Source organism: Streptomyces bambusae, from assembly GCF_020532645.1.
In the GTDB taxonomy this organism is placed as follows: Bacteria; Actinomycetota; Actinomycetes; order Streptomycetales; family Streptomycetaceae; genus Streptomyces; species Streptomyces bambusae.
Genome location: NZ_JAJAUZ010000104.1, coordinates 1 through 19,463, shown reverse-complemented (window position 1 = coordinate 19,463; position 19,463 = coordinate 1). Strand labels below are relative to the sequence as shown.

Annotated in this window: 12 protein-coding genes and 4 pseudogenes; 7 read left to right on the top strand and 9 right to left on the bottom strand. The window is 71.0% G+C overall.

Annotation, left to right across the window (positions count from 1 at the left end):
- Positions 1 to 841 (top strand): IS5 family transposase (locus LG634_RS36440; RefSeq protein WP_226740700.1); only part of this gene is annotated, 841 nt, incomplete at its 5' end.
- Here LG634_RS36440 and LG634_RS36435 read toward each other — a convergent pair.
- A pseudogene (locus LG634_RS36435) lies at positions 798 to 1,344 on the bottom strand (hypothetical protein). The gene LG634_RS36440 and the pseudogene LG634_RS36435 sit on opposite strands and share 44 nt — an antisense overlap.
- A 271-nt stretch (positions 1,345 to 1,615) precedes the next feature.
- Here LG634_RS36435 and LG634_RS36430 point away from each other — a divergent pair.
- The 3 genes and pseudogenes from LG634_RS36430 to LG634_RS36420 all read left to right on the top strand — a co-directional run.
- Positions 1,616 to 1,768 (top strand): hypothetical protein, encoded by a 153-nt coding sequence (locus tag LG634_RS36430; protein ID WP_226740699.1) that lies wholly within the window; start codon positions 1,616 to 1,618, stop codon positions 1,766 to 1,768.
- 1,163 nt (positions 1,769 to 2,931) lie between these two features.
- The gene (locus LG634_RS36425; protein WP_226740697.1) at positions 2,932 to 7,404 is read left to right on the top strand and encodes a golvesin C-terminal-like domain-containing protein; all 4,473 of its coding nucleotides are present in this window, start codon (positions 2,932 to 2,934) and stop codon (positions 7,402 to 7,404) included.
- A 180-nt stretch (positions 7,405 to 7,584) separates the two neighbouring features.
- A pseudogene (locus tag LG634_RS36420) lies at positions 7,585 to 8,249 on the top strand (transposase); the annotation flags it as partial.
- A gap of 193 nt (positions 8,250 to 8,442) precedes the next feature.
- On the opposite strand, the gene LG634_RS36415 reads toward LG634_RS36420, so the two are convergent.
- A complete protein-coding gene (locus tag LG634_RS36415; RefSeq protein WP_226740696.1) occupies positions 8,443 to 8,619 on the bottom strand; it encodes a hypothetical protein in 177 nt (58 codons plus the stop codon).
- A gap of 566 nt (positions 8,620 to 9,185) precedes the next feature.
- Between LG634_RS36415 and sp36 the strand changes: the two genes are divergently transcribed.
- A complete protein-coding gene (gene sp36 / locus LG634_RS36410; RefSeq protein WP_226740702.1) occupies positions 9,186 to 9,344 on the top strand; it encodes a Sp36 family protein in 159 nt (52 codons plus the stop codon).
- A gap of 244 nt (positions 9,345 to 9,588) precedes the next feature.
- Here sp36 and LG634_RS36405 read toward each other — a convergent pair whose 3' ends face one another.
- From LG634_RS36405 to LG634_RS36395, 3 genes and pseudogenes are all read right to left on the bottom strand, one after another.
- Positions 9,589 to 9,852 carry a hypothetical protein gene (locus LG634_RS36405; RefSeq protein ID WP_226740694.1) on the bottom strand — a complete coding sequence of 88 codons (264 nt, stop codon included), beginning with the start codon at positions 9,850 to 9,852 and terminating at the stop codon, positions 9,589 to 9,591.
- 173 nt (positions 9,853 to 10,025) lie between these two features.
- Positions 10,026 to 10,454: an ester cyclase gene (locus LG634_RS36400; RefSeq protein ID WP_226740693.1), complete on the bottom strand. Its 429-nt coding sequence runs from the start codon at positions 10,452 to 10,454 to the stop codon at positions 10,026 to 10,028.
- Positions 10,455 to 10,595: 141 nt separating this feature from the next.
- Positions 10,596 to 10,811 (bottom strand): annotated as a pseudogene (locus tag LG634_RS36395) (ATP-binding protein); the annotation flags it as partial.
- A 1-nt stretch (position 10,812) separates the two neighbouring features.
- Between LG634_RS36395 and yicI the strand changes: the two are divergent.
- Positions 10,813 to 12,309 (top strand): annotated as a pseudogene (yicI, locus tag LG634_RS36390) (alpha-xylosidase); the annotation flags it as partial.
- Positions 12,310 to 12,399: 90 nt separating this feature from the next.
- Here yicI and LG634_RS36385 read toward each other — a convergent pair.
- From LG634_RS36385 to LG634_RS36370, 4 genes are all read right to left on the bottom strand, one after another.
- Entirely contained in the window at positions 12,400 to 13,434 is a 1,035-nt protein-coding gene (locus LG634_RS36385) for a 3-oxoacyl-ACP synthase III family protein (protein WP_226740691.1), read from the bottom strand.
- Positions 13,431 to 13,850 (bottom strand): hypothetical protein, encoded by a 420-nt coding sequence (locus tag LG634_RS36380; RefSeq protein WP_226740689.1) that lies wholly within the window; start codon positions 13,848 to 13,850, stop codon positions 13,431 to 13,433. Before LG634_RS36380 ends, LG634_RS36385 begins: the two co-directional genes overlap by 4 nt.
- Before the next feature lie 1,051 nt (positions 13,851 to 14,901).
- Entirely contained in the window at positions 14,902 to 16,824 is a 1,923-nt protein-coding gene (lgoX, locus tag LG634_RS36375; protein ID WP_308072754.1) for an L-glutamate oxidase LgoX, read from the bottom strand.
- Between the two features lie 204 nt (positions 16,825 to 17,028).
- The gene (locus LG634_RS36370) at positions 17,029 to 17,793 is read right to left on the bottom strand and encodes a bestrophin-like domain (protein WP_226740685.1); all 765 of its coding nucleotides are present in this window, start codon (positions 17,791 to 17,793) and stop codon (positions 17,029 to 17,031) included.
- 114 nt (positions 17,794 to 17,907) lie between these two features.
- Here LG634_RS36370 and LG634_RS36365 point away from each other — a divergent pair, with 114 nt between their 5' ends.
- A complete protein-coding gene (locus tag LG634_RS36365; protein ID WP_226740683.1) occupies positions 17,908 to 18,090 on the top strand; it encodes a hypothetical protein in 183 nt (60 codons plus the stop codon).
- The last annotated feature ends 1,373 nt before the right edge of the window (positions 18,091 to 19,463 follow it).

The window sequence follows — 19,463 nt, the reverse complement described above, 5'->3', positions numbered from 1 at the left end:
ACACCGGTTCGGGAACGCGGCCGACCACGGGATGCGCGGGCGCCGCTATCCGACGGACATGTCGGATGCGGAGTGGGCGGTGGTGCGGCCGCTGCTACCGGTGCCGGGCTGGCTGCGCGGGCAGCCGGAGGTGTACTGCCACCGCGCGATGTTGGACGCGATCCGCTACCTCGTCGACGACGGAACGAAGTGGCGGGCTATGCCAGCGGACTTCCCGTCTTGGGACCGGGTCTACGCCTTCTTCCGCCGCTGGCGCGACCACGGTCTGGTCAAGGAGTTGCACGACCGGCTCCGCCGCAGTGTCCGCGAGCAGGCGGGGCGGGACCCGGAGCCGAGCGTGGGCGTGATCGACTCCCAGTCCATCAAGGCGGACGCGGTCGTCGGCAATGACAGCCGCGGTTTCGACGGCGGCAAGCTGATCAATGGGCGCAAGCGGCACGCTGTGGTCGACACCCTCGGCCTGCTGCTGGGGGTGATGGTCACCGCCGCGGACGTTGGCGACCGCGCCGCCGCGCAGGTTCTGCTCTCCCAGGTCGCCGCCGCGCACCACCGGCTGGCGCTGGTCTGGGGCGACGGCGGCTACACGGGCAACCTCGTCGAGTACTGCCTGGCCGCCCTCGCCCTGGTCCTCGCCATCGTCAAACGCAGTGACGACATGCGCGGCTTCGTCGTACTGCCCAAGCGGTGGATCGTGGAACGGTTCTTCGCCCACCTGATGCGAAGCCGCCGCCTCGCGCGGGACTTCGAACGGTCCATCGGCAGCGCGGAGGCGATGATCTACTGGTCGATGACCCTGCTCATGACCCGCCGCCTTGCCCGGCCACGGCCTTCGCGAGGGTGAACCGGCCCGGCGCCGGCTCGGCCAGCCACCCGCGTGCTGTCAGCCGCTTCGCCTTCGACCGCAACGCCTCGATCTTCGCGAGCACCGGGTCCAGACCGAAGCAGCCGGCCATCTCTTGGCAGGTCAGCGGGCCTTGACCGAGCCGGCCCCGGTCCGCGAGAGCCTGCAAGATGCGCTGGTAGTCCGCCGACAGTGCCGACCAGGCCAGGCCCGCACGCCACATCGGCACCACCGACTTCGGCTTCGCCGCCTCCGAAGATGCAGGCAGCGCGGGCGGTTCACCGCGATCCGACGGCTCCTCGGCGGCGCCCGGGCCGGCGATGTCTCCTTCGCCCGGGGACAGCACCTCGCCGACGCGTGAACGGGCGATGCCCCACTCCCTCCACTCCCGCTCGGCCACGACCAACTCGGCCTGGATACGGTCCCGCCTCTTCCCGCAGCGCGTCCACACGCTGGCGAGCGGTCAGCTCACGCTCTTCCAACAGCCCCACGACCGACGGCATCCCCGACCTCCACCAGAGCGACGGCACGACACGTCACCACTCCCCGAGACCGCCGACCCCATGCCTGAACAGCGGAAACGCAGTCCTCAAGACCGGAAAGACAACAGCCACTGAGAGCGAGCTGACGAAAGGAAAGCTGAAACTCCCTGCCTACGGTGATCTAGTCAACGACGCTGGCGCCCTCAGCCCGATCGGCGGCGAACAGGCTGAGTTGTTCTGGGGTGCATGTAGCTCGCTTGCACACGGCGATCTGTCCGGAACACTCACCTTCATGGACCGAGAAGTCACCTCTACGGACGGGGCTACCAGCGCGCTCAGGCTGACCGGGTCCACAAAGGGCCTGCTCGCAATCACCAAGGCCACCTTCGACATGGCCGATCACGCCTTCAATCTCTACCGTCAGCGAGCGGTGTCCCCGTACTGACAGTTTCGTGCCCAGCGCTCCCCGCCCCTGACGACCGGATCAGCGTCTGGGGTGTGGAGGCCCGTCGATACTGGCGCGCTGGCGTGCTTGGAGGTAGGCGGTCCAGTCGGTGGCGGCGCGATGACGCCACTGGACGGCTGTGATCGGGTGGAGGCCGAGCATCGGGCCGAGGACCTTGCGCGCCCCGCCGCAAAGCCCGGCGCAGCCTGCGGACGGACCGCTTCCCGGGCACGGCGGGACACATCCGGAAGGTTCCCGTCCTGAACGCATCCGCACCTGCGTTCCGACCCTCGACGGGGTCCCAACGGCGTCTGCGGGGCATCCAGAGGCGCGTCCCGGCCCGGCCGGGGCCTTGCCGAGGACGGTCTCGGGACACCTGGCCCGCCCCAACCGGCCGCCGCAGCGCCTACATTGCCGGCGCCGGACGGACCCGGTCGGCCAAACCGCCGCCGTCCTGCACACCCACTACGCGGACGGCGCCCACCACGGGTCTACACGCCCTCGCATCCACCCGCACCGCCGGCCGTACACCCGACGCGCCCTCCCCTCCCCCTTTCCCCCCACATGCCTGTGAGGCGGCAAGGACAGCTTCGCCACGGTGCTCGTCACCGACCCGAACCTCGCCGGCCGGGCCAACGCACTCACCCGCGAGCTGTGCGCGGCCCAGCTCCACCCGGCAGGAGACAGAGACCAGAGCCGACGCCGACACGAACACGTAACGCCGGCCGCTGACCCGCCGGCCGCCTCAGCAGGGCCCGCCCGCCCGTCCCGAGGCCGCGTGTGCCGTCTCGGGACGGACGGGAAACCGCAGGTCAGTAGCCAGTTGGGGAAGAGGGGACGTCTCGGGCGCCTCAAGCGCGGGGGTGCCTTCCGGGACATGGATACGGTGCGGGCAGTAACCGGCCGGACCGTATCCGTCGCCGTTGCCACCACCAGCCGCGCGCCCTCTCCGTAGCGCGGACACCGGGCGTTCCACCCGGATGCCGTAGTGACCGCGCCGGCGGGAGAACACGGTCCCGCAGCAGGACGTACGGCCTACGGCGTCCGTGCGCGACCGGCCGCGGCGCGCGCCCGCCCAACCCGTACCCCTCCGGTCGGGAGCGGAGGCGTGCGGCCCGTGGTGGTTTCCGGCTGCCGGTCCACACCCCTGACAGAGGAAGAGCGTGAAGATACCCATAGGACGCCTGCGCGTCCCGGTGGTGGCGGCGGTGGCCACAGCCCTGTCGATATCCCTGGCCCTGCCCGCCCTGGCCAGCGCCCCCCAACCCCCCGGCGGGGCTGCGGCCGGCTGGAGCGCCCCGCCCGTGCCCGCTCCCGCGAAGCCGTCCGCGATCCCGGCGGCGGACCGGGAGAAGACCCTCGGCGTCGGCTACGCCGCGTCCCGGGACACCGCGTTCACCACCACCGGTGACGCGACCGGCTTCCACCTCCTGACGGCCGCCGAGGCCAAGGGGTACGGCTGGAAGACCGCGGCGACGCTCCGCGAGAAGGACTTCGACGCGGACACGTGGATCGGCAACGCCTGTGTGACCGCCTCGGGCCGCCGCGCGGCCGTGGCCTACGCCCCGCGCACCTTCGCCAACAAGCCCGAGCTGATGGTGCGCGGCGCGTTCACCGCCGTCGTCGACCTCGTCACGGGCAAGGTCACGAAGCTGCCGTTCACGGCGGCGCTCGCGTACTTCAGCCCCGGCTGCGGCAACGGCGAGCAGGTGGTGTTCACCCAGCTCACCCACGACGGCGACAAGAAGCAGCGGACGCGCCTCCTCAGCGTCGACGCCGCCACGGGCCGGACGGTCCGCACGACCGTGCGCCCCGGCCAGGTCACCTCCGCGATCCCGGCCGGCCAGGGCATCGTCGCAGCGCGCGGGAACCGGCTGGTGCGGTTCGACGGAGACCGCGAGACCGAGCTGGTGCGCACCCGTACGGTGCCGTTCCAGCTGACGGCGGACGCGGACGGCGGGGTGGCGTTCATCGAGCGCGACCCGGACCGCAAGGCGTCCGATACGCCGCAGTCGCGAGCGAAGTACCTCAGCGCTGCGGCGGCACGCGGCGTACGGCCCGCGGGCGCACGCGCCAAGACCTCCGCGGCCACCGCCGTGACAGTCGCCACCGGTGCCCTCGACGCGTGGGACCTCGCCGGCAGCGCCTCGGGCCGGGTGTTCATCACCGGCAAGGCGAAGACCGCCGGCACGCTGCCGGTACGGATGGCCAACCCCGGGCGCCTGACGAAGGGCGCCCGGATGTCCACGCTCGGCCACGCGGCGACCACGACGGCCTGGGCGGACGGCCGGACGAGCCTGATGACGCCGCAGGAGGCACGGGGCGCCCGTATCGCGCGGACGCAGCTTGTGGTGCTGGCCACCGGCCGGACTCCGGTGCTCGACGCCACTCCGGCGGCCGGCGGCGGCAACGCCGCCTCGGGCACGGCCCTCTCCCCCGCCCTGCCCCGCCCGGCGAGCAACGCATCGGGCGGCCCCGCGAAGGGCGCCCTCGGTGCGGTGCGCAGCGCGCCGGAGAGTCCGACCGAGGAGGCCGACGAGCGCTTCTGCGCGGTCGCCCGCAACAACCCGCGCAAGCAGGCGTTCCAGCCCACCCCGCGCCAGGTGGAGTGGGCGGTCAACCAAGCGGTGATCGGCCGGCTCAACCTCACCCGCCCGGTCGGGTGGAAGAACACCGACATGGGCGCCTACACGCCGCAGTCGCTGTTCCCGGCGACGGTCCTGGACGGCGACCCGAACGGCACGCTGGACAGCGAGGACGGCGCCAGCGACAAGTGGCACATCCCCTCGCAGATCCTGCTCGGCATCACCGCGCAGGAGTCGAACATGTGGCAGGCCACGCGGTTCGCGGTGCCCGGTGTCACGGCGAACAGCCTGATCGGCAACTACTACGGCGTCCAGTACACCTCCAGCGGTCAGCAGGCCGACGCGTGGCGGATCAACTGGTCGGACGCCGACTGCGGTTACGGCATCACCCAGGTCACCGACGGGATGCGGCTGGCGGGAAAGACCAAGAAGGGCGAGACCGCGCTCAGCCCCCTCACCCAGGAGGCGGTCGCGCTCGACTACACCGCGAACATCGCGTACGGCGCGCAGATCCTCTCGGACAAGTGGAACACCACCCGCCGCGCCGGCATGAAGATCAACGACGGTGACCCGCGGTGGATCGAGAACTGGTTCTTCGCGCTGTGGGCCTACAACTCGGGCTTCTACCAGAACGCCGACGACGCCGGCCACAGGGGCGTGGGCTGGACCAACAACCCGGCCAACCCGCTCTGGAAGGCCAACCGCACCCCGTTCCTGGAGAACCCGCTGGGCGGTGATGACTACAGCCACGCGGCGCAGCCGCAGAACTGGCCGTACCAGGAGAAGGTGATCGGCTGGGCGGCCCGTCCGATCTCCGCCATGTTCGCCCCCAACAACTTCCAGGCCGGCTACAAGGCGGCCTGGTGGAACCGGACGGCCGACCGCACCACCGCCAAGCCGCCGGTCGACCTGTTCTGCAACGCGTCGAACAACTGCGACCCCGGCAAGATCGGCGACAAGGACTCCAACGACCCCGGGATGGGTGCCTGCACCCTCGACTCGGGCGACAAGGTGAGCAACCCGCACTGGCTGCACTGCTGGTGGAACCAGTCGGCGTCGTGGAAGAACTGCACCACCGGCGCGCAGTGCGGCAACGCCGTCCACCGCTTCGACACCACCTACCCGGAGCAGCCGGACGGCACCGCGTACCCGCCGCGGTGCACCTCCGGGCTGCCGGCCGGCACGCTGGTCGTCGACAACCTGCCGAACGGCACCGTGCCTGCGGGGTCGGCGTCACGAAGCTGCGGTGCGGTGAAGTCCGACGGCACGTTCACGTTCACGTACCAGCCGTGGACCCTGATCGATGCCGACACGGGCCAGAACACGGTGACGTATCCCGGCAAGATCGACACCCACCAGATCGGGGCGGGGTACCAGAACCACTTCTGGTTCAGCCACGGCCGCAAGGCCGAGTCGTTCCCGCCGCCGGGCGACCGAATGAAGGTCACCGGCACCTGGCGGCTCGACCGGCCGCTGACCGCGTTCGACGGCCAGGCCAGGGTGTACGCGCACATCCCCGACCACGGGGCGCAGACGGAGAAGGCCGAGTACGTCATCCGGCACGCGGCGGGCGAGACGGTCCGGACGGTCTCGCAGACCGCGAACCAGTCCAACAAGTGGGTCGACCTCGGCGCGTACGTCTTCACCGGCACGAACGCCGAGGTCAGCCTGAACAACTTCAACGGCGGTGACGGGACCAAGGACATCGCCTGGGACGCGGTGGCGTTCGTGCCGGGCGACTACTCCGGCATCCCGTCGGACTGGACCTTCGGCGACCCGGACCCGTTCGCGCCGGACCCTGACCAGGTGCAGCGGCCGGAGACCATTCCGGGCCGGTTCCTCGAACCTCCGTCCGCCGGGTCGGCCGCGGCGCGCTCCGGCAAGGCGTCCGACACGGACCGGCCGACGCTGTCCTCGGCTCCCGGAGCCGTGCCCTTCGTCGCTCCGGCGGCCTCTCCGCCGCCCGCCGGCACCTGCTCCACCACGCAGATCTCGATGACGGTGACCCGCAGCACGGCCTGCATCGTCTCGGAGCTGACCATCACGCGGCCGCGCAGCGGTCTGCACCAGGCTGCCATGGCGACGTTCAACTACGTGCACGACATCTACACCGACCCGCGGAGCAAGGTCGTCACGCAGAAGGTGACGGTCAGCCTGAAGAGCCTCGTCGGCGCGGGCACCACCGGCATGGACGTGAACTTCCAGTGCAGCGGCAACTGCACGATGAGCACGCCGGTCAAGACGGGCATCGAGGTCTTCGCGCCGGGCGACCGGCACACCTTCTCGATCGAGTCGAAGATGACGTGGACCGGGTCGTACGAGCAGAACATCCGGCCGCAGTGGGTGGTGCTGGGCCAGATGGACGGCGTGCCCACCAAGAGCACCCCGCTGGTCGAGAAGGACGAGCTGACCGTCCGCTGCGACGAGACCGTCCTCAAGGCGACCGCCGGATGCGTGTTCTCGCGCTACCGGCCGACGTACACGATGAACTCGAAGAAGTTCCCGGCCGCCGCGGCGCACGTGCTGCTCGTCCAGACCAAGCTGCCCCATCACTTCGGACTCAAGGGGCAGGGCGACCCGCTGAAGTACTTGGGACCGGACGTGCTCAAGCCGGGCACGGACAGCACGAAGATGAGCACCTCGAACCGGAACACGATCTGCCCGACCGGGTGGGCCAAGCAGTTCAGCCCCACGCTGTCGCCGCAGCTCGTCGCGTCCAACACCGACGAGCCGAACTGCGACGAGTTCCCCTTCGCCTCCACCACCCAGAGCGCCGGGATGCCGACGGCGTGGGGTGGCGAGAACCCCCGGCCGGTCAAGTCGGGCGACGAGTGCATCAGCACCATCGCCATGAAGGACCCGGACGGCGTGTGGCGGCTCCACCTGGCCGTCGGCCCCGGCTCGATCGTCCCGACCTGGACGGAGACCTGCGGCCGTTCGGCGATGTCGGGGAACCAGAACCAGGGCTCCATGCAGCCGTTCGGTGCGTTCCGCAATGACAACCGCCTGATCGACGGCGACCAGTACTGGCTCGACGTGCCGAAGCCGTGACCGCGGCCAGGACCGTGGTCCCGACCGCGGTCCTGGACGGGAACGGCAGCTGTATGTAGTACCCGCGAGGCCCCCGGCGAATCCGCGACACTGTTGGCGAATCCGGGGCCTGAACGTGACGTCGGCCTTCACGACCCGTTGTGGTCGTGAAGGCCGACGTTGTGTTTGGGGAGGGTGTCGGTGTCGTTGCATGCCAGGAAGGTCGACGGGGTTCCTGAGGAGACGGCCCGGGTGGCGCGGGCTGCGTTCCCGAAGGGCAGCCTGGCGATGCGGATCCGCGATGAGCTGGGCGAGTTGTTCTCGGACGCGGACTTCGTCGGGCTGTATCCGAGCAGGGGAAGCCGGCGTGGTCGCCGGGCAGGCTCGCGCTGGTGTCGGTCATTCAGTTCGCCGAGGACCTCTCGGACCGGCAGGCCGCGGACACGGTGCGCGGACGGCTGGACTGGAAGTATCTCCTCGGGCTGGAGCTGGCCGATTCGGGATTCGACCACTCGGTGCTCACCGAGTTCAGGGACCGGCTGATCGCGGGAGACGCCGGGATCCGGCTGCTGGACCGGATCCTTGAGGCCGCCGCAGAGCACGGCTTACTCAAGGCCCGCGGCCATGCGCGCACGGACTCCACGATCGTGCTGTCCGCCGCCCGGCAGATCAGCGGGCTGGTGCGGCTCGGTGAGACCCTGCGGGCCGCGCTGAACAGCGTGGCCGCCTGCGAGCCGGAATGGCTGGCCGGCTGGGCGCCGTCCGACTGGTTCGAGCGGTATGCGATCCGGTTCGAGGACACCCGTCTGCCCAAGGGGAAAGCCAGACAGACCGAGGTGATCGAGCAGATCGGTGCTGACGGGCTGGCCGCGGTTGCGCTGGCGATCAGTGGTGGTGGCGCGCTCAGCTCGTTTGAGACGACCGTTCTCCTGAGCGTGGACGAAACGCCGGACGCCCTGCGCAGAGCTGAGCAGATCCGGTATCGGGCCCCTGGCAGGTAGCGGTCCGGCGAGCGGGCTCGCAGCCTCGGCCGGGGCCGGCTGTCGCCCGGATGCGACGCTACAGAGGCGGGAAGAGCGACGGCGGTTCGAAGGGGGAGTTCACGGCCGCGTACGCGGTCCGCTCCATGGGTGCCCAGTCCGGCTGTTGCCGGAGCAGGCCATAGTCAGTGGTGAGCCGGTCGGCGAACCGCTGCCGCCAACGGTTGAAGCCGGTGATCAGGATGCGGGTCGGCATGCCGGGGCGGTGCAGGCTGATGCCGCCGCTTTCGCGGCGGTAGCGGAGGCCCGCTACCCCCGGCCGACGGCGCCGGTGGCCCCCATGCGGGTGAGGTCGGCGGTTCATGGGGGGAGGAACCCCGGTGAGCAGGTCCGTCCTGGCCTTGTGCCTGTTCAGCAGCTCCGACAGCACGGGGCTGCCCTAGGGGTTACCCGAACCCTCATGCGATATCTGCGACCCCCGGAGCGTTCGCCTTCGATGCGAAGACCGAAGCGGTGACGCCGGTGGTGGCATGGCGGCTACCGCCTGTTCTTGCCCGCCGGCCTCTGACGCAGCCGCCCCGAGCCGTGTGGCAGGGCATCCGCCCGGCCGATACGGTCGAAGGAGTCCCCTGGCCACCTCGGCAAGCGCACCGTGCACGTCGTGTCTCCGGAAGGCGGACGGCCATGTCTGTAAACCGATCCATCGCACTGATCGTGAGCGCCGCAGCCGCCGGCGCGTGTCTCGGACTCGCCCCGGCGGCGCTGCCGCAGGCCGTCGCCGCGACCGTACCGGCCGCCTACGCACCGCCGGCGCTGCCCAGCGTGACCACGTGGGAGTACGCGACGGTTCCTCTGCGCACCCACTCGACCAAGGAGATCCTGGACCAGTGGGGGGCCGACGGCTGGGAACTCGTCCAGGTGATCCAGAACCCCGACGACCCGGAGCAGCTCGTGGCCGTCTTGAAGCGGGCTACTGAGTAGCACGCGAGGCCCGCACTCCGGCCCCGGCGTCCCTGCGGACCAAGGTGGTACTCGTCGTGAAGGTGCCCAGACTGCCACCAGGAGACGGGCGACACCCCCCGGAAGCCGGTCGCGTTCTGCCCCCTACTCGGCGCACGTCCACGCCAGGGCGGGCACCGAGGGCGGGGTTGGCCGCAGGGCGCGGGGGGACGTGTGCCCGCCTGTGCCGTGCGTCGTCAGCCGCCGGCGGTCAGCCCAAGAGGGTTCAGGCGAGCCTGCCGGCCGATTCCTGTTCATCTTTGACGACGTGCCTGACGATCGTGTTCTCGTTGTCGTTCTTCACCGCGTTGATGTTGTTGATGTTGCCGCCCAAGCCCTCGCCCTGCCCGGCGCCTACCTCCTGAATTGCGTTCTCCAGGCCGAGCCCGCGCTCCGACCCGGAATCGGCCACGGCGGCAGTGGCCCCGGCGAAGACCACTGCGGTGACGGCCACGGCTGCTGCGATGAGGGTGCGCTGGGTTGGATTCATGACCGGCTCAACGATCTCCCGGACACACCGACACGGCCGGTGCCCGACCGTCAGCCGGGCAACAACAGCTCGCGGCTCAGTAAGCCGGCCCCGCCGGACGCGCCCGCGCGGGGTCATGCTTGCTGCCGGCTTGCCCCGGGGCAATTGTCCGCCCCTGGACATCGGGTCTGCAATCAGTGCTCGGCAGCGGCTTGCTCCAGCTGGGCGGTGATGCCCTGCCGGTCGATCTGGATCCAGTACTCGACGATCAGTCCGTCCTCAACGCGATAGACCGCGCTGGTCATCGCTGTGACCTGCGCACCGGTCGGCGGGTAGTGGTCGACCGATCCGACATGTCGTCCGGTTTGGGTCCAGCGGGCGTAGACGCGATTGCCTTCGGCGATGAGCTCGTCCACGGTGAGCGTAAAAGCGCCGTATGCGTCGAGCATCTCCTGAACGTGCTCGGCGTACTGCTGCGGTGTCCGCTCCACGACCTCGGGCGCCTCCGAGACCACCTGGTGGGCTCGGACCAGGCCGGCCATGAAACGACTGGCTCGGTCAGGGTGAAGCCCTGACCGCACCTGCAGAAGAAACTCGCGGACTGTGTCCTTGGCATTGATCATCAGCAAAGTCTGGCATTCCCTTCATGCCGCACGGACCTCGGGGCGTTCGGCGAGATGTCAGTCCTCCACTGGCGCGTCCTGCCCGCGGAAGACGGCCCCACTCGGTGCCTGCACAGCTTGACGTCGGCAGGTCGTTCTTCGTCAGCCCTTGACGGCCTCTGCGATCTGTAGGGCGACCTGGGTGGGCGTGAGGTGCGTGGTGTCGACGACCTCGGCCTCGGCGTGCAGCCATGTGCGGGCCGCCTCGGCGTACGGCTCAAGATGTCGGAGACGGAACGGGGAGTCGGGGCCAAGAACAGTGTCGCCCGCGATGCGCCCGCGGAGGGTGTCCTGGTCGACATGGAGGACGAAGTGCCGGCCCCCGGCCTGGGCGCCCGGCCTGTGGCTCACCACCTCCTTCACGACCGACTACGACGAGGCCACCGTCAACCGCTTCGTCGGCGGCATGGCCGAACGCGGCATCCCGCTCAGCGTCTTCCACTTCGACTGCTTCTGGATGCGCGGCTACCAGTGGAGCGACTTCGTCTGGGACTCCGACACCTTCCCCGACCCGGCCGGCATGCTCACCCGCCTCAAGGAACGGGGGCTGCGGATCTCCGCCTGGATCAACCCGTACATCGCGCAGAAGTCGGCGCTGTTCGAGGAGGGCATGCGAGACGGCTACCTGGTGCGGCGTCCGGACGGAAGCGTCTGGCAGTGGGACCTTTGGCAGCCCGGCATGGCCCTGGTGGACTTCACCAACCCCGCCGCCCGCGACTGGTACACCGGCAAACTGAAGACACTGCTCGACCAGGGCGTGGACTGCTTCAAGACCCACTTCGGCGAACGCATCCCCACCGACGTCGTCTGGCACGACGGCTCCGACCCGGAACGGATGCACAACTACTACACCCAGCTCTACAACGAGGCCGTATTCGAGCTGCTGCGCGAGGTGCGCGGCGAGGGCGAGGCGCTGCTCTTCGCCCGCTCGGCCACCGCGGGCGGCCAGCGGTATCCGGTGCACTGGGGCGGTGACTGCGAGTCCCATTTCAACGCCATGGCCGAGTCCCTGCGCGGCGGCCTCTCCCTCGGCCTGTCCGGCTTCGGCTTCTGGAGCCACGACATCGGCGGTTTCGAGGGCACCCCGACCCCCACCGTCTTCAAGCGCTGGATGCAGTTCGGGCTGCTCTCCTCGCACAGCCGCCTGCACGGCAGCAAGTCCTACCGCGTGCCGTGGGACTACGGCGAGGAGGCCGTCGAGGTCACCCGCGAGTTCACCCTGCTCAAGCACCGTCTCACCCCGTACCTCCAGCGCGCCGCGCAGCAGGCGCACGCCACCGGTGTGCCGGTGATGCGCGCCATGGTGCTCGAGTTCCCCGACGACCCGGCCGCCGCCACGGTCGACCGGCAGTACATGCTCGGCGACGACCTGCTCGTCGCGCCGGTCTTCACCGACGACGGCACGGTCGAGTACTACGTACCGGAAGGCACATGGACGAACGTGCTGACGGGTACCCAGGTCACCGGTCCCCGCTGGACCCGGGAGCGGCACGGCTTCCACACCCTGCCGCTGCTGGCTCGCCCGGACGCGGTCATCGCGCTGGCCGCCGACGACCAGCACCCGGTCTCGGCGTGGGCGGACGGCGTGGAACTGCGGGTCCACGCCTTCGCCGACAGCACCGAGCGCACCGTCGTGATCCCCGACGCCGACGGCCCCGGTGAGACTACCCGTTTCCACCTGCGCCGCCGGGGCGACCGCCTGCACGTGACCACCGACAGCCCGCACCCGTGGCAGCTGGGCATCGGCGGGCCGGACGCACCCGTGCACACCCGGCCGGCCGGCCCCTCGGAAGCCGACCTGCCGTACCCGGCCTGAACCCGACAGCCGGGGCGGGGTCCCCGCCTCACCGGGGTCGTCATCGACGGTCGCGTCCAGGCGCAGGCGCACGTACCGGATCGGCCGGGGTCAGGGCTGGCGCAGACAGAGGGTGCCCCAGTGCCAGCCGGCCCCGATGCCGCACAGGACGTACGTGTCCAGGGGTCGCAGCGCGCCGGCCGAGACGGTCGTGTGGAGGGCGGTGAACAGGCCCGCGGCCCCGGTATTGCCGAGCCGGTCGAGGGTGACGGGCGCGCGGTCGGCAGGGATGTCCAGGCGGCGGAGCGTCTCGGCCAGGATGTTGATGTTCGCTTGGTGGAAGAAGTAGTGGTCGATCTCCGTGGGCAGCAGGCCGGCCCGGCGGGTCGCGCCGGTGATGCTCTGGGGCAGGCGGGTGGTGGCCGTGTCCCAGACGGCGGGTCCGTCCATGGAGACGTACTGCTTGCCCGAGGCGAGGGTCTCGGTGGTGGTGGGGAGGCGCGAGCCGCCTCCGGGGATCTGGACGGCGTACGAGAGCTGCGAGCCGATGTCGTACGAGAGCAGTCCGGTCCCCGGGGTGGTGGCGCTGGTGAAGACGGCCGCGGCCGCGGCGTCCCCGAAGAAGACTCCGCCGGTACGGTCGGTGGGGCGGACGACGCGGGAGGCGCAGTCCGCTCCGATGACGAGCACGCTGGTGATAGAAGGATTCTGCAGGAGGTGGGCTGCCTGCAGTACCGCGTGGACGCCAGAGGCGCAGGCGGCCTGGGCGACGTCCATGGCCAGCGCCCTGGTGGCGCCGAGCGCGTGCTTCACGATCACCGAGGTGGAGGGGAGCGGCTGGTCGGCGGTGTAGCTGGCCACGATGACCGCGTCCAGATCCGCGGGATGCAGCCGGGCCGCCTCCAGGGCGGGGCGGGCCGCGGCCACGCACATGTCGGAGGTGGCGAGTTCGGGGGCCAGTCGGCGGCGTTCGCGGATTCCGGTGCGGGTCGTGATCCATTCCTCGCTCGTGCGCAGGTTCCGGGTGAGCTCCTCGTTGGTCACGATCCTCGGGGGCAGATGCAGGCCGGTGCCCGCGACACCGAATGGGACCGGCAGGCCGGCGCCGGTGTGCGTGTCGGCGGCCTGCTCGTGCGTCATGGTCATACGAGGGTGCTCCGATCGGCTGAGGTGAGGGCTTCGAGGTCGGTGTAGAAGCGACCCGAGGGCCGGGGCAGGCCGAGGAGGATCCGGCGGGCGGCTTCCGCCGTCAGCGCCCCGCCGAGCGCGACGCCCGAGGCGAGCTGCGGCCAGCTGCTGAGCGTGGTGCCGATCCGGGAGACGGCGGCGGCGAGTTCCGGGCTGATGCGGGTGCGGTCGACCATCGTGAGGATGACGTCGACCGACTCCTCGAAGCCCAGTCCGATCAGGTCCGCGGACGTCGTGGCGCCCAAGAGCCCGTGCAGGAGGGGCCGGTCCGGTTCGAGGTCGAAGCGTTCGACGTCCAGCAGACCCCGGTCGTTCGCATCCATCACGACGGGAATACCCAGCGCGCGGGCCTGCTCGCGGGCGGCGAGCTTCACGTAAGGGGTGTCGCATCTTGCGGGTGAGTACCGGGGTGGCGGTTTCGGGCACGGAGTCCTCCAGCTCACGGCGGCAACCGATGATCACGGTCGTGGCCCCCAATCCTTTGCGCTGAAGATCGACTGGGGCGTCGCCCGTCACCCGGACGGGCGCAGGGAACAGACATCCAGAAGTCAACGACGCCGGTCGTCCGGCCACCCGTTCGTGGGCGTTGCCCGGTCGGCTGCGCGCCCCCTGATGCCGGCCGCGCTCCCCGCCGATCGCCCGGCATCCCGCTGATTACGCTGTCCACCCGCGTCGCGTGAGGCACTGACCGGCTCGCCGGATCCTTCTGCACCGCACCACGGCACGCGTACCGGCGCACAGGGTGCCGTGCACGCCGGTACAGGTGGCGATCGGACCGGTTCGGGCCGTTCCAGCAGTGCCGAATCGTCACTTCGACGGTGCGCTCCCTGTCGCGCCCTTCCCCGTTCGGGGGATTACGAAGGCTCGGCGTCCGGGGGTGACGGAGCGAACCCGGCGGAGTTTGTCGAGGACCCGGGTGACGGTGGACCGGTGCCGGAGGTGTCGTGGGTCGCCCCGGCGTCTTCCGTCGTCGCCTCGGGCGCTGATGCGGTGTTCACAGAATTCCTTTCGCACGTGGTCTCCTGCCCGGCGCGACAGCAGCGGCGGGCATCGGTCCGAGCGGGGCCGTGGCGCTCGACCCAGTGGGCCGGCTCGACGGCCGTTCCGGCCATGGTGTGCACCACGGCAGCGGGCAGGCCGGGGTTGACGACAGCCAGTTCGGGCAGACAGTGCCGAGGCACGACAGCCCGAGACCGCAGGTGTGGACAACGTCCGGCGCTTGTCGCCGTCGGCTGCCGCCGCTGCCGGACCGGAACACCAAGGCCCCGCCGCGGACACCGCCCCGTCCGGCCCGAAGCGGGTCCGCTGAGCGGGCCGGGCCGGCCGGGCCACACCGCGGGTGTCCGAAGGAAGTCCGCGGGAGAAGGGCGGTGGCTGCGGCACCGTCGGTGCCTTCTCCCGCCGCGGCGGCGGGACGTCGGGCGGTCAGCCGGCGGTGTGGACCTCAAGGGCGGCGCGGACCGCTGATTCCAAAGCTCCCTCGATCCAGGCGGGTTTGAGCGAGGTGTGGTCGCCGGCGAAGTGGAGGGGGCCCTCGGCGGTACGGATGTCGGGGAAGAGTTCTGTGTGCTGGCCGGGCAGGAGGACCGAGGCCTCACCGTAGGCATAGGGGTCCCGCGCCCAGCTCTGGGTCCGCCCTGCGCCCGTGTAGAAGACCTCGATGCGCTGGCCGTAGATCTCCTGGAGGCCGGAGAGGGCGTAGGGGTAGCGGGAGTCGCCGTCGAGTGCGTCCCAGCGTCTGGCGTCGTCCGCCCAGCTGTAGGAGGCGAGCACCACTCCTCCGGGGCTGCCGGCGACGGGGTGCGAGGGGTTGAATGTGAAGCGGTTGGGGTTGTCGGCCACCGAGCCGCCGCCCAGACTGGCGACGGCCTCGGGCTGGTCGCGGCCGACGGAGCGGTAGGCGGCGTAGTAGGCGCGCTGGCTGTCGGAGAGGAAGGTGCCGGTGACGGAGGCATGGCGGCCCAGGAGGCTGCCGTCGTCGGGAGCGCGTCCTTTCCGGTAGGCCTCGTAGAGTCCGGGGTCGATGGAGGCGAGTTCCCGTTTCCAGTCGTCCTCGTCGAACTCCCACCAGCGGCGGCTGAATTCGAGGAGGACCTTCGTGGCGCTGTCGTAGTGGAGTTCGGTGATCGCCCGGCGCTTGCCGTACGACATGAGGGGAGCCACCCGGATGTGCCGCAGTCCCGAGAAGGGCACCGTGATGACCGCGGCGTCCGCGGTGAACTGCTCACGCGCCGGGGCGCCTTCACGCCCCTCGGACACCGTGTCGACCCATACGTGCGGTCCGCCGGATCCGACGTGAGGGGTGTCGGCGTGCGGACGGGCCGGATCCCAGTACTCGATCCTGGTGACCCGCCGGTCGAAGCGGACGCAGTCCCGGACCTCCTCCAGCAGGGCGTCGGGGAGCGTCGCGGTGCCGCCGCGCAGTTCCCAGAAGGCGGTGTCGGGGGCGATGAGCGCCGCGCCGAGGAAGCTGTGGAGGAAGGAGAGGGGCAGGCGTGAGGTGAGGTTCTCCAGGCAGCCGACCAGGTCGATCGTGGCGTCGTCGAGTTTTGCGAACTCGCGCAGGAAGCGCCGCATGGACCAGTCGCCGAAGCGCTCGATGACCCGCACCCATCCGGCGATCAGTTCCTCGGCTGGCTTGTCCACGCGGCGGCCGTCCGCGGCGACCGTGCTGATCTCGTCCCGGACCGGCGCCAGGGCGTTGCCGAGGATGGTGCCGGACGGCACGTCCCAGAGAGATCGTGGAACTCCGAAGGAACGATTCACCCGCCGAGGGTTGCGCGCGTACTCGGCCCGGCGCATGCGGATGCCGTTGACGTGGACGAAGGTCCGCAAGGCGCGGGTTCCGTCCGTGTTCTCGTCGATCAGGCGGAACTTCTGCCGCTTCAGGCCCAGGTGGTCGATGAGGGCCATCACCAGGGGATGGCTCTGCGGGATGCGCATGGCTCCGGCCTCGGCGTACTGGAGCGGATCGGCGAAGGGCTGAGCCGCCTGCTCGTGCCCGCCTTGGCGGAACGTCTTGATCCGGCCCCCGGCGCGGTTGCCGTTGGCCTCCACGAGCGTGACCGTGTGCCCCGCCCTCCGCAGCAGCAGCGCCGTGACCAGACCGGCCGGGCCGGCCCCGACCACGAGGACCTTCTTCGGCGGCGCGGCAGTCCTCGGCAGCCCGTCGCCCACCAGCACCCGCAGATAGGAGGGCACCAGGTCCTCCCCGTCAGGGCCGCGCATCAGCAGCGCGTGCGCGACCTCCAGGGAGCTTCGGGACGCAGTGGCGCTCGCCGGCGGGGCCAGGAGAGCCGGTCCTGAGCCCGCTGCCGCCGCCGGTGCGGCGGTCGCGCCGGCGGCCATGGCTGCCGCCGTGGCGGCACCGACGGTGAACTGCCTCCGCGAAAGGGAGCCCGGCCCGGAAGGTGCGCCGGAGGACTGCTGTGATCGAGTGGCTTGCATCGCCACACCATGCAACGAGGCTTCCGCCAACGGCCCGCCACACTCGCGGGCATGAGTTGGTTTAGCCCAATCAGCCCAAAACCCGCATGGCTTGCTGCCGTACCACTATCGTGCGGCCTCGATCTGGTCGAACCGCGTCAGAGCCTGCCGGTACGCGTCCGGCTCGATACCGAGGGGCGGGCTGAAGGAATGCTGGAGGATCGACACCAGATACACGCCAAAGCCCAGCACCGTGCCGAGCAGCAGCATCACCAGCATGTGCCGCGGACCGGCGTTGATGCCCACCAGGGCCGGGAAGAGGACGACCAGCAGGGCCGTGGCGACGAGCGCGTACGAGATGGGTTCCGGGACGGTCCACCGCATATCGCTGGAGCGCTGGTTGCGCGCCGTCGCCGCATCCTCCAGCGCGGTCCCGACCGCGTCCCGGGCGGTCTGCTGCACGCTCGCCCCCTGTACGCGGGCGACGGTCAGCCGCGCCTGGTCGAGCAGTCCGGCGGCCCGCGGGCTCATCTCCCGGTCTTGCATGAGGAGCCACTCCGGCCCTGCCACCTCCGCGGTGTACTGCCTGAGTTGCGCCCGGGCTTGCGGACCCACCGCGGCCGGCAGCTCCCGCATATCCGCAAAGGCGGCTTCCAGCGCACGCGCCTCCTGGTATGTGTGGTCGCTCGCAGCATTGCGCTGCTGCCAGGAACTCGCCACGACGAACGCCGCTGTCAGCACGAACAGCGCCAATGTCGCGCTGCCCACGAACCCGAGTGCGGGGGCCTCCAGGTGAGCCTTCTTGGAGGCCTCGCTGCGGGACAGCGCCCACGTCAGACCGCACGCCGCCACGGCACCGACGAACGCGAACAACACACCCAGGCCGAACATGTGAGGGCCTACTCCTTACGGGATTTCGACTTGCGCGACTCGAAGTTCATTGCGGCCAGCAGGGCCGGGAACAGGATCAGCACCAGGGTCAGCACGGCCCAGTCCGACCGGTCCATGAGCGGAGCGTTCCTGGCTTCGGACGGGGACGAGGCCGCGACCGGCGTACGCGGGCGGGCCGACCCGGCCTGGTCGGGCGTCGCCGGCGACGCATCGGCCGACTGCCCCTGCGGACGCGGCACCTGCCCGGCCACGAGGAACTGCCGCCCCGGCGCGGTGAGGGCCAACGGCGGCAGCTGAGCCCCGGCCACCTGCCCGGCACCGATGCCACTGGCCCCGCCCCCGGGTGGTGCCGCAGCATCCCCGCCCGGCGGTGCCACGGCGTCCGGATCCGTGCCGCCCGACACCGCGCCGCCGGGAGGGGTGCCGGGGGGCGGTTGCACCGCCGGAGGCAGGGTTCCCGGAGGCAGAGGGATTCCGGGAGGCAGAGGTACGCCCGGAGGCAAGGGGATTCCTGGAGGCAGAGGCGCACCGGGGGGTTGCGGAGCGCCGGGAGGCGGGGGCAGAGGTGGACCCGGAGGCACAGGTGCACCGGGAGGCTGCGGAGCGCCGGGCGGTTGAGGCGTGCCCGGTGGCTGCGTGCCCGGAGACTGAGGCGTGCCCGGTGGCCGGGGCGTTGCCGGGGGACGCGGTGGGACGGTAGGTCGGGGGCGACCACTCGCCGATGGCCGGGGCGGGCGCGGTACAGAGGTCGGGGCGGGCACGGTGTACCCGGCGGCCGCCCGCGCCGCCAGGGCGAGCGGGGGCAGGAGCGTGCCGGTCGCGGAGACGGCACGGTCCGATGTCGTTCCGGTGACCACGGCCACCGACGCATGGCGTCCGGGCCGGGCCGGGGACGCCGCCCAGCACTCGATGTTCGCGCCGGGCCGCAGTTGCGGCGGGACACCGCCTCCACCGGCGCATTTCAGCGGACCGGCCGCACGCAGCAGCGGGTCACGCAGGCGCACGTTGTCCAGGCGGGCCGGCCCCCTGTACACGAGACGGTAGGTGAGACGTTTCTGCGATGCGGAGCGCTTCAGGACCAGGACGGAGGCGCGCGCGTGGTAGCCCGCGGAGGCCCAGGCCCGGCCTCCCGGGTATTCCGGCCAGGCCGCGGTACCGGAAGCCGTCACCCGCACCACATGTCGGCCCGTCAGAGCCGTGACGGCCGCCCGGCACGTCATCATCCCCAGAGGCGGCAGCGCGGACCGCGGGCAGCGCACGCCTCCACCGGCGACCTGCGCGTCCCGCACCCTGACGTCACGCAGGCCGTATTCGGCGTTGTTGCGCAGCCGGTACACGCGGACCAGCCGCTGCCCCACGCGCACCTGGACCCCGGGCCCGGGCACGCTGTTGGTCGACACCGCCATCCTGAGCACGCCACCGTCCGTTCCGCCCCAGGGCGCCGACCCCAACAGACACGCACCCATGCCCAACGACAGCGCTGCCCGCACTGCGCCCGACAGCGTTCGACGGAAACCCATGGGGGCATTATGTGACCCCAAGATCGATTGAGCCGTCCGCTGGGCGTAGCGTGTCGAGTTGGCTGCACGGGCAGGCCGACCACCTCCCTGCGCGGCAGCGGCAGCCGAGTCCGCGCTCCTCCACGTCTCCAGCCCACGCGACGCCGCCAC